Source organism: Flavonifractor sp. An112, from assembly GCF_904377885.1.
GTDB classification, from domain to species: Bacteria; Bacillota; Clostridia; order Oscillospirales; family Oscillospiraceae; genus Flavonifractor; species Flavonifractor avicola.
This window is the reverse complement of record NZ_CAJFGT010000084.1, coordinates 1-10,657: the sequence shown is the minus strand read 5'-3', so window position 1 is coordinate 10,657 and position 10,657 is coordinate 1. Positions and strand designations below refer to the sequence as shown.

General features: G+C 61.8%; 8 protein-coding genes. 6 read left to right on the top strand and 2 right to left on the bottom strand.

The annotated features are described in order from the left end of the window. Positions 1-107 precede the first annotated feature (107 nt). Complete coding sequence (locus IHN22_RS11125) at positions 108-1,382, bottom strand: S-layer homology domain-containing protein (RefSeq protein ID WP_191435384.1); 1,275 nt, start codon at positions 1,380-1,382, stop codon at positions 108-110. Between the two features lie 220 nt (positions 1,383-1,602). Between IHN22_RS11125 and IHN22_RS11120 the strand changes: the two genes are divergently transcribed. Then, positions 1,603-2,796 carry an aminotransferase class I/II-fold pyridoxal phosphate-dependent enzyme gene (locus tag IHN22_RS11120; RefSeq protein WP_191435382.1) on the top strand — a complete coding sequence of 398 codons (1,194 nt, stop codon included), beginning with the start codon at positions 1,603-1,605 and terminating at the stop codon, positions 2,794-2,796. Positions 2,797-2,849: 53 nt separating this feature from the next. Here the strand turns inward: IHN22_RS11120 and IHN22_RS11115 are convergent, their stop codons facing one another. After that, positions 2,850-4,541, bottom strand: a complete 1,692-nt coding sequence (locus IHN22_RS11115) for a hypothetical protein (protein WP_191435380.1) — start codon at positions 4,539-4,541, stop codon at positions 2,850-2,852. A 266-nt stretch (positions 4,542-4,807) separates the two neighbouring features. On the opposite strand from IHN22_RS11115, the gene IHN22_RS11110 reads away from it, so the two are divergent. The 5 genes from IHN22_RS11110 to IHN22_RS11090 form a co-directional block, all read left to right on the top strand. After that, positions 4,808-6,679, top strand: coding sequence for a BMP family ABC transporter substrate-binding protein (locus IHN22_RS11110; RefSeq protein WP_191435378.1), 1,872 nt, complete (start codon positions 4,808-4,810; stop codon positions 6,677-6,679). Next, positions 6,676-7,266, top strand: a complete 591-nt coding sequence (locus tag IHN22_RS11105) for a metallophosphoesterase family protein (RefSeq protein WP_191435376.1) — start codon at positions 6,676-6,678, stop codon at positions 7,264-7,266. The genes IHN22_RS11110 and IHN22_RS11105 overlap by 4 nt, the downstream gene beginning before the upstream one ends. 293 nt (positions 7,267-7,559) lie before the next feature. Next, positions 7,560-9,566, top strand: a complete 2,007-nt coding sequence (locus tag IHN22_RS11100; RefSeq protein WP_191435374.1) for an efflux RND transporter periplasmic adaptor subunit — start codon at positions 7,560-7,562, stop codon at positions 9,564-9,566. A 1-nt stretch (position 9,567) separates the two neighbouring features. Further along, on the top strand, positions 9,568-10,263 hold the full coding sequence (locus tag IHN22_RS11095) for an ABC transporter ATP-binding protein (protein ID WP_087388716.1): 696 nt from the start codon (positions 9,568-9,570) through the stop codon (positions 10,261-10,263). Then, on the top strand, positions 10,260-10,657 hold a 398-nt coding region (locus tag IHN22_RS11090), incomplete at its 3' end, for an ABC transporter permease (RefSeq protein ID WP_191435373.1). The genes IHN22_RS11095 and IHN22_RS11090, both read left to right, overlap by 4 nt.

The following is a 10,657-nucleotide window of genomic DNA, read 5'->3' as shown; positions in this document are numbered from 1 at the left end:
CCTGTCATATCTGTCCCAGCAGCTGAGAAGTCCAACGATACAGGCATGAAAGGAGCCGCCCAACGGGCGGCTCCTTTCATGCCTGTTTTGCAACCCGGGCGGCAGAATCAGAAATGTTCCTCCCGATGGGTCGTCTGGTTATAAACGATGGTCTCCTTTGTCCCGTCGGCATATTCCAGATCAATGGTATCGATCCGGATGGCGTCGCAGGCGGGCACATAGCCCATCAGCTTGTAAACAAGGATGCTTCTTCCGGGAGAAACGGGTCCCACGTAGCGCACAGAGGCGGTAGCCTTGTGGGTGATCTCATCGTAGGCGGGGTTACCGATGGGGTCCAGGAAGGTCACATGGACAGTGTAGTAATTGATGGCCTTTCCGGAGTTGTTCCTTCCGTCAAAGGAGAGGGTGATGCCGTTGACGCTGTTGCGGGTGAAGTAGAAGCCTGTGGGTTTGCCGATAGGGGGAACCTTCTGCACGGTGACCACAGAGGTAGCGGTAAGAGAGCCGCACTTGGCGGTGATAGTGGCGGTGCCGGGGGTGACGCCGGTGACAGTACCGTCAGAGGCCACGGTGGCCACGTTGGTGTTGGAGGAGGACCAGGTCACAGGCAGGGTGGTATTGGCGGGAGAAACAGTGGCCTTCAGGGCCTGCTTGGCGCCGGTATTTACCACAAAGTTGGGGGCGCTGAGGGTGAGGGAGGTGGGCTTCACCACTGCCTTCAGGGTGAAGGACTTGCGCAGAGAGGGGTCCACCATGCTGGACAGAATGACGGCTACCTCACCCCGGGTGATCTGGTTGAAGGGGGCAAAGGTGCCGGTGGAATCGGTACCGGAGAGGACGCCGGCCCGGTAGAGCAGATAGACGGCGTCATGGTAGTTGGCGTCGCTGGGCACATCGGGAATACCGTTTTCCTCCACCGTATTGATGGCGGTCAGCGCCTCGGGCGGAAGGGCATTGGTCAGGATCATGGCGAAGGAGGCCCGGCTGATGACGGCGGTGTAGTCAGGATAGGCCTGACAGATGCTGTTTGTCAGGGCGTAATCCACATAGGTCTGATACCAGGGCTCGCTGGCAGTGAAGGTGTATCCATTGCCCTGATAGGTGGCGTGGAGACGGGCGGCGATGGCGACGGTCTCGCCAATGGTCAGCTTGCCGTTCACATTGAAGGTGGTGTCGCTGGAGCCCTGCATCAGGCCGTATTCATAGGCGGCCTGGACGGCAGAGGTGTACCAGGTAGAGGAGGCCACATCGGTGAACTGGCCAGGGGTATAGGTTTTGCTCTTGGTAAAGTTGGAGAGCCCGGCGGCTGCCAGTGCAGGGGTGAGGCACAAGGAGAGGGAAAGGGACAGGGTAAGCACAAGGGATAGCAAGCGTTTTTTCATCATAGGCACCTCCGTTAAGAATGGTTTTATGCAATCCCATTCTAGGCCCATTAAGCGGGGAAAACAATCTGCCAGCTGCATAGTGTATCAGAAGCACTGGACCGGGGTGGAAACAGCGGGTCATCCTCAAAGACGCTGTCAGGATGGACCTTGCCTTTGAAAAGAATCGGTGTTATCCTGAAAGCACAGACAGGAAAAAGCTGTAACAGGGGGGAGCGGGATGTTTCATCTGGAGATCAATCCCTATGTGCGGGATTACGTTTCAAAGGACTATGCAGGCAGCCTGCCGGAGGGGGATATCAAGCTGGATTGCTCCCTGGGGGTCAACGCCGATCTGCTGGGCAACTGTATCTTCCAGCGCCTCCACGCCTTTGAGCAGCGGACGGAGGCCCACGGCGGCAACTTTGCCGAGATCAAATACTATCCCCACGGCGGCACCCTGAAGGAGGCTCTGGCCAACTGGTACCGGGGCAACGGGGTGGGGGAGGGGTGGCTCACTGCCGACCACATCATCCTGGGCAACGGTTCCTACGACATCCTGTGCAATCTGAATCTGCTGTGCCTCACCAGAGGCAAGAAAGTGCTGGGCCACGCCCCACAGTTCACAGCCTATGTGGACCATGTGAATTGCACCGGCTCGGTGTACGAGTGTTGCTATCTGGACCGCTCCGACGGCTACCGCTTCCATGTGGACGACTATCTGGCCAAGATGTCGGCGGAGTATGGATTGTTCATCGTGGAGAATCCCATCAACCCCACCGGCCTGCCGGTCAGTCTGGAGGACATCGCCCGCATCGCCCGGCGGGCGGAGGAGTGGGGAAAGCTGCTGGTGGTGGACGAGGCCTATGCCGAGTACCTGCCCTTTTCCGCCAGCGCCATCAACCTGATCCCCAGCCATCCCAACCTGATCGTGACCCGCAGCTTCTCCAAGGGGTGGGGTATGGCCGGGGTGCGGCTGGGCTACGGGGTCAGCTCCACCCAGAGCGGTCTGCTGCCTCAGCTGGAGAAGCTGGTGCTGCCCTTCAACAGCAACGGCATCGCCCGGGTGCTGGCCCAGACCGCGCTGGAGACCAAGTTCGAGCGGCCGGAGGACCCCTTTGGCATTCAGCCGGTGATTGTGAGCAAGAGGGAACTGCTGGCAGCTATAGAGAGGTACAACAAGCGGTATGGACGCAATCTCCGGGCGGCGGTCACCTGCGAGAGTACCCCCATCCTCATGCTCTATGTGGAGACAGAGGACCCCACCTTCCATTTGCAGCGCCACCTGATAGGGGAGGGGCTGCTCACAGTTAGCTGCGAGAGCTATGTGGGCCTGGACTGCCGGGCGGTGCGGCTGATGCTGCCCGAGCGGGAACAGATGCCCCTGCTGCTGGAGCTGTTGGAGAAGGCTGTCCGGACGCTGCCGGAACGGTGACCAAAGAAAAAACGGACCGGGAACCTGAGTTCCCGGTCCGTTTTTTATGCTTTTTAGGCTTCCTGCTGAAGCAGCCAGACAAAGCCGTAGGGATAGAGCTCCACATGGCCGATCTCGTCGTAGTGGCCGCCGTAGATCAGCTCATCAAAGGCGCCGCCCTCGGGGGCACCGGCGGTGACAAAGTCGCCGCTGAAGTTGAACAGTGCCACCAGCTTGCGGCCCTCATACCAGCGGCCCAGACCCAGCACATGGGGATTGCCGGTGTCGAAGGTCCACACATTGGCCCGGGCGTCAAAAGCGGGCTCTGCCCCGCGCAGCTGCTCCAGGCGGCGCAGGCCCTGGAACTGCTTGCCCTGGCGGGTCTCCTGATTGTCACGCATAGCGGCCAGCTCCCACTGGAAGGGGCCGTGCTGGAGGTTGCGGGCGTCATCGGCCCGGGCGGCGTCCTCGTGGCAGCTGTAGTCGTTGAGCTGGCCCACCTCGTCGCCGCAGGTCAGCAGGGGCATACCGCTCTGGGTGAGCAGGAAGGCGTGGAGCAGCAGGTCGCAGGCCACGGCCTGCTCCAGCTTGACGCTGTCCTGCTCATAGTCGGCGGCTTCCACGCCGCACAGGGAGGCGGTGGTGCCGCACACCTTGCCCTCACGGCACAACTCGCCCCGGCTGTTGCTGCCGGGGAACTTGCCGGTGGCCCAGTCGTTGAGGTACTGGCGGTGGGTATTCTCGTCGGTGCCGCAGTGCTCTTTCAGCCAGTCGTAGTCCAGGGCCCAGTCCAGACCGCTGTCCCCGTGGAGCCGGTTGAGGAACAGACCGGCGGAGGACAGGGAACCCTCCACCTCATGGCGGAGGAGGGACACGTCGCCGGTGGCCAGGGTGTTCCACAGCAGGGCGCCGTTGTTCCGGCAGAGCAGATGACACTCGGGCTTGTCCTCGCTGCCAAAGTAGGGGGCCTCGCCGTGGGCGGGAGCCTTGCCCATCAGCAGCACGCCGGGGCACACCAGCTGGCAGATGAGGCGGGCCATTCGCAGCACGCTGTGGGGGAGGCGGGACAGGTCACCCAGGCGGATGGCGTCGGCACCCAGACCGGCCAGGCAGAGCAGCTGCTCGATCCAGGCGTGGAAGGAGGCGGCGTCCTGGGGAGCGTCGGCCTTCAGAGGCAGGGCCAGCAGGATCTCCTGGGCCCGGCAGGCGTCGGCCAGAGCGGCCAGCTCCTCCTGGCTGCCGTTACCGTTGAGGCGCAGGAAGTTGACGCCGCACTCCTTCAGGTAGGGCAGGCGGTCCGCCACCCCGGCCAGGGAACCGGCAAAGCCGGCGGCGTCCACGGCCATGGCCAGCAGATCCCGGCGGCAGTACCAGCCGGCGTCGGCGGTCCGGCGCTGGTCCTGAGCGCACAGCTCCTCCCGGCGGTTCTCCCAGCTCTGGCGCAGCAGAGTGGTCAGGCGGTCCCAGGCGGCCAGGTCGCCGTGGAACTGCTCCCGGTACAGCCGGGCCAGCTCGTCGCCATACTGCTCCATGCGCAGGTCAAAGATGCTGGGCACGGGCTCCGCCGCCACAGGGGCGGCCTGGGGTACGGGAGCGGCAGCAGGCTCTGCGGGAGCCTTGGAAACCAACAGGGACTCGGGCATCACGATGGCGGGACGGCGGCCGGGAACCGCGGGGCGCTTGTAGTACAGGTCCTCTTCCTGAGCACGGATCATGCGCCAGGTATGACAGGGAACAGTGCCCTTGTGAGTATTGCGTTCGTTCATGAGGAAAATCTCCTTTATGGTACGCACCGGCAGGGCCGGTGCGGATAGATTGGGGCGGATGGGTGAACGGCAGACCACCCAGGGTCTGCCCAACAGGTAATACTATAGCACGGCTTGGGCCATTCTTCAACCGGAGCGCTCCTTTTTTGTATGTTATTACCACCAAAAACCAGAAGCCGGAAGGAGAAAGGGATTGTATTTTTGTTTCGGTCGTGGTAGTTTGTTGGGAGAGAAGAAAGAACCAACTGGAAAGGGGGACGGCGGATATGCCCGTATTGGAGGAATACCACAATGCGCTCCGCCTGGGACAAAAGGAGATCAAGGCGGCGGCAGCCCGGGGGGAGGAAACCGGCCTGCAGGTGCTGCCCGGCGATCCGGAGGAACTGGCCATGCGGCGGGAGAGCCTGGGCGTGGTGGAGGTGCCCAGCGAGCTCATCGTGGGTACCTGCAACAAGCTGCGGCGCAACAGCTTTTCCCCCGGCTTTTATCCCGCCCTGGAGGCTGACAGCGAGTTTGCAGGCAAGTGGGCGTCCCTCTGTCAGGCCCACCTGAATGAAGGAATCCGGGACCCCATCAAAGCGGTGGAATACCTCAACCGCTTCTATGTGGTGGAAGGCCACAAGCGGGTGAGCGTGCTGAAATACTTTGGGGCCATCACCATTCCGGCGGTGGTCACCCGGCTTTTACCCCGGCCTTCCGACGACCCGGAGGTGACCGCCTACTACGAGTTCCTCAACTTCTACCAGATGACAGGGCTGAATTTCCTGGTGTTCCGGCGGCCGGGAGAGTACCGGGAGCTGATGGAGGCCATGGGACGGCCCAGCCGGGAAGCGTGGAGCGCGGAGGAGATCCACGATTTCCGCTCCTTTTACTATATGTTCCGGGATGCCTGTCTGCGGGAGAATGCCGATCAGCAGTACATCTCCCTGGCTTTCCTGGTATATGTGAAGCTGTTTGGCTATCAGGCTTCCCAGGGCAAGCTGTCCACCCAGATTGCCCGGGAACTGCCCATGATCCGGCAGGAGGTACGCAACCGGCTGGAAAACGCCGGGGTGACCCTTATGCTGGAGGACACGGTGAAAAAGCCCCTGTTCCCCTTCCATCCTATCGGCGAGCGTTTGTGCGCCGCCTTCATCCACGCCGGCAGCAGCGATACCTCCCGCTGGGTCTATGAGCATGAGTGCGGCCGCTACCTGCTGGAGGATACCATGAATGACCAGCTCTATACCCTCTCCTATGAAAATGCCGTCACTGAGCAGGCGGCGGAGGCGGCCATCAACGATGCGGTGGCCAAGGGGGCGGACTTGATCTTTACCACCGATCCCTCTCTGCTGCTGCCCAGCGTGAAACAGGCCGTGCGCCATCCGGAGGTGAAATTTTTCAACTGCTCCCTCAACAACTCCTATCCCTCGGTGCGGACCTACTATCCCCGGATGTATGAGGCCAAGTTTATCAAGGGCGCCATTGCCGGCACCCTGTCCCGCAGCGGATGGATCGGCTATGTGGCCGACTACCCCACCTTCGGCACCATTGCCAGCATCAACGCATTTGCCCAGGGGGCCAGAATGGTCAACGCCAATGCCCGGGTGCTGCTGTCCTGGAACAGCCTGAAGGAGGGCGGGGGCATTGACAGCCTCCGGGCCAAGGGCATCGTGTATATCGACTACCTGGACCGGCTGGCCGCTAACGCCGGGCCCCGGTCGAGAGAGCTGCATAATCTGGCCATGATCCACTGCGACTGGGGGCGGTTTTACCAGAGCTTGGTGCGGCGGGTGCTGGACGGCAGCTGGAAAAAGGAGAGCCGGGGCAGCAGTGCTATCAGCTACTGGTGGGGTCTGAACCAGAAAATCGTGGATGTGCTCTGTTCCCGCCGCCTGCCCGCCGGCACCCGGCGTCTGGCCGGCGTGCTGCGGGACGCCATCCGGGCCGAGCGGCTGGACCCCTTCTACGGGGTGCTGATGAACCAGCAGGGCCATGTGGTGTACGGCGATGACGGCCCGCTGCCCGCCCAGCAGATCCTGTCCATGAACTGGCTGTCCACCTATGTGGAGGGGGCCATCCCCAGGCCGGAGGAGCTGACCGACCGGGCCAGGGAGTGGATGAGAGTCCAGGGCTTTGAGGAGGCTGGACTGAAGTGAAGATTTTGGCTGTGGCCGACTACGAGTCCCCCGCCCTGTGGGACTACTATACACCGGATAAGCTGGAGGGGGTGGACCTGATCCTCTCCTGCGGGGACCTGAAATCCCATTACCTGTCCTTTTTGGCTACCTTTGCCCACTGCCCGGTGCTCTATGTCCATGGGAACCACGACGGGCACTATGAAAAGGACCCGCCTCTGGGTTGCACCTGTATCGACGGGCAGTACTATGAGTACCAGGGACTGCGTATCGTAGGCCTGGGGGGATCCATGCGCTATAAGAAGGGCCCCCACCAGTACACCGACAGGGAGATGAATCTGCGGGCCATACGGCTGTCCCCAAAGCTGTATTTTAAAAAGGGGTTTGATATTCTGCTGACCCATGCGCCGGGCAAGGACATGGTGCCCTGCACCGACCTGGCCCATACCGGCTTCCGGGCTTTTAACCGGATGCTGGACAAGTATCAGCCCGCCCTCCATCTCCATGGACACACCCATCTGAATTACGGCCGGAGCATCCAGCGGGAACAGCGCTACGGCAAGACCAGAGTGATCAACGGGTATGAGCGCTATCTGATTGAACTTTAACCGAAAGCAGGCGGCGGAAGGATTACCTTCCGCCGCCTGCTTTTCTTCCAAGATGGAACCTTTTCAGACGGAAAACGTCTGTAAAAAGGAAACGTATACCAAAGAAAGGAGCGGCGGTTTTCGGCGGAGATTTCCTGCGGAAGGGCATACACTGGTGCTGGCGGATGTCCAACCTAAAGTCGACTGGGAAACTTAAGGATTTGTTAAGAATTTGTCATTGCTTTGTCATTGCTTACCTTACCCGGTATGCTAGAATGGCAGTGAACAAGGAAGTGCATAAGGAGGAGTTCAATATGACGGATCAACAGACGCCTGTGCTCGAGCGGCCCGCTCCGGGCCAAACGCCGCCGGCTGGGGCGCCTTCCGGCCCCAGAAAGAAAAAGCGCCGCAGTAAGGTCAAGCTGATCGTGGGCCTGCTCATTACCGCGGCGGTGATTGCCGGAATTGTCTTTGCTCTGTGGTACTTTGTGTTCCGGGAGGATCAGACTGGACTGGGTGAAGCCATGACCGATACCGTCCAGCTGGGGTCCATCCAGGTGAAGGTGGAAGGCAGCGGCATGGCCAAGGCCAACAAATCGGCCACTGTTACACCGGGCACCGGTACCATCCTGGAGCTCTATGTGAAGGAGGGTGACCAGGTCACCGAGGGCCAGCCCCTCTACCGCATGGACGACACCGCGGCCCGGGAGGCCGTCAAGGCCGCCCAGGAGACTGTGGACGACTGCCAGAAGCAGCTCCAGGCGGTCTACGAGAAGATCGGGGAGCTGACCATCAAGGCCCCTCATGCCGGCAATCTGCGGGAGGTGGCCGACCTGAAGGTGGGAGATACGGTGAACGAGGGCGACACCATCGCCACCATCGTCAACGACACCAAGCTGCGAATCTCCCTCTACTACAGCTATGCCTATGAGGACAGCATCAAGGTGGGCCAGACCGCCCAGATCACCATTCCCTCCATCATGGGCAGCCGCACCGGTACGGTGGAGAAGATCAACAAGGTGCGCTTTGTCTCCCCGGAGGGAGCCACCCACTTTGAGGTGGTCTTTGTGCTGGACAACCCCGGCACCCTGACCGAGGGGATGGAGGCCTCCGCCTCCCTCACCGCCGCCGACGGCACCCCCATCTACCCCTATCAGAACGGCAAGCTGGAGTTCTACGAGACCACCGTGGTGAAGGCCAAGGCCTCCGGTCCGGTGGAGAGCTTCAACCTGCTCAACTACGGCGACGTAAAGGCGGGCCAGGTGCTGGTCCAGCTGGGCGCCAAGGACTCCGACGAGGAGATCAGCGCCAAGGAGGAGGCCCTGAAGGCCGCCCAGGAGAAGCTGAAGGAGGCCAACGACGAGCTGAGCAAGTATAACGGCGTGGCCCCCATCGCGGGCACGGTTCTGTCCTGCAGCCTCATGGAGGGCGAGGAGGTACAGAGCGGCCAGGGCATCAGCATTGCCGATACCTCCCAGATGACGGTGGAGATCAGCGTGGACGAGCTCAACGCCCAGTACGTCAAGGTGGGTATGATGGTGGACCTGGACCAGTACGGCACCCCCTACATGGGCGTGGTGCAGAGCGTCTCCCTCACCGCCTCCGGAGAAAACGGTGTGGCCTCCATCCCGGCGGTGGTTGCGGTGGACAACTCTGACGGCTCCATGATCCCCGGTACTTACGTCAGCTACTCCTTTGTGGCCAGCCAGTCGGACAACTGCCTCACCGTGCCGGTGGCCGCTGTGAAGTACGTCAGCTTCAACAATGTGACGCTGCCCGACAGCATGGACGCTCCCCCTGCCGAGAACGGCGGAGAGGATGGAATGGGCGGCGAAATGGACGGCGACACCCTGCCCGACGATGGCAGTGTGATCGACGGTGAGACCCTGCCCGACGACGGCGGCGATATGATCATCGATGACGGCGGCGATATGATCATAGACGGAGATATGTCCGTCAGCGGCGGCGCGGTGGCGGTGCCTCAGCGCTATTCTGGCGGCGGGATCTCGGTCCGCAAGCTGGGCGTGGTAGTCATGCCCGGTCCGGGTATCTCCACGGGCGGCGGTGCCAGCAGCGGTATGGGCGGCGGCTCGGCCGACGCGGAGACCGGCACCATTGTCTTTGTCAAGTCCAAGGAGGCCCCCGCCAACGCCATTCTGGAGCCCGATCCCGCCTGGGAGTGCCCCGAGGGCTTCTGGGCCGTGCCGGTGGAGATCGGTCTGGCCGATACCACCCGGGTGGAGATCAAGCGGGGCCTCAATGAGGGCGACGAGGTGTTCATCGGCTACGCCACCCAGAGCGCCGACAGTTGGGGTGGCTGATATGCTGATCGATGTAAAAAACCTCTTCAAGATCTACCATGAAGGGGAGGAGAGTGAGGTCCGGGCCCTGGACGGGGTGAGCCTCACGGTGGACCGGGGGGAGTTCGTGGCCATCATCGGCCAGTCCGGCTCCGGCAAGTCCACCCTGATGAACATTCTGGGCTGTCTGGATATCCCCACCTACGGGGACTACCATCTGGACGGGGTGGACGTGACCGAGCTCACCGACAAGCAGCTGGCCCACATCCGCAACAAGCAGATCGGGTTTATCTTTCAGGGCTTTAACCTGATTCCCGCCCTCAACGCCTGGGAGAACGTGGAGCTCCCCCTGATCTATCAGGGGGTGCCCGCCTCCAAGCGGTGGGACCGGGTGGAGGCCGCCCTGGAGCGGGTGGGTCTGGCCGACCGGGCGGAGCACAAGCCCACCGAGATGTCGGGCGGCCAGCAGCAGCGGGTGGCCATCGCCCGGGCCATCGCCACTCAGCCTCCCATTATCATGGCCGACGAGCCCACCGGCGCCCTGGACTCCCGCACCGGCAAGCACGTGCTGGAGATCCTCCACGGGCTCCATGAGGAGGGCTCCACCATCATCCTCATCACCCACGACAACGGCATCGCCTCCACCGCCCAGCGGGTGGTGCGGATTTCCGACGGACACATCATCTACGATGGAGACAGAGAGGGGGCCTTCCAGTGAATCTGACGCAGGCGTTCAAGATTGCCGTCAAGTCCATCGCGGCCAAGAAGGCCCGGTCTGTCCTCACCATGCTGGGCGTCATCATCGGCCTGGCCGCCGTCATTATCCTGGTGTCCTATGCCCAGGGCCAGAACCAGCAGATGCGGGCTTTCTACGAGAGCCTGGGCACCAACATCATCAACATCCAGGCCAGCAGCTGGAACAGCGAGAAGGTGTCCGATCAGCTGTACGACTACTGCATGGAGCTGGACGAGTATGTGCTGGGCGTCACCCCGGTGGTGCAGATGTACAATCAGACCGTCATCAAGTACGGGGCCAAGACCCTGGACAATTACGAGACGCCCTGGGAGGAATCGCCCCAGGTGGTGATGGGCAACCAGCAGTTTTCCCTGTG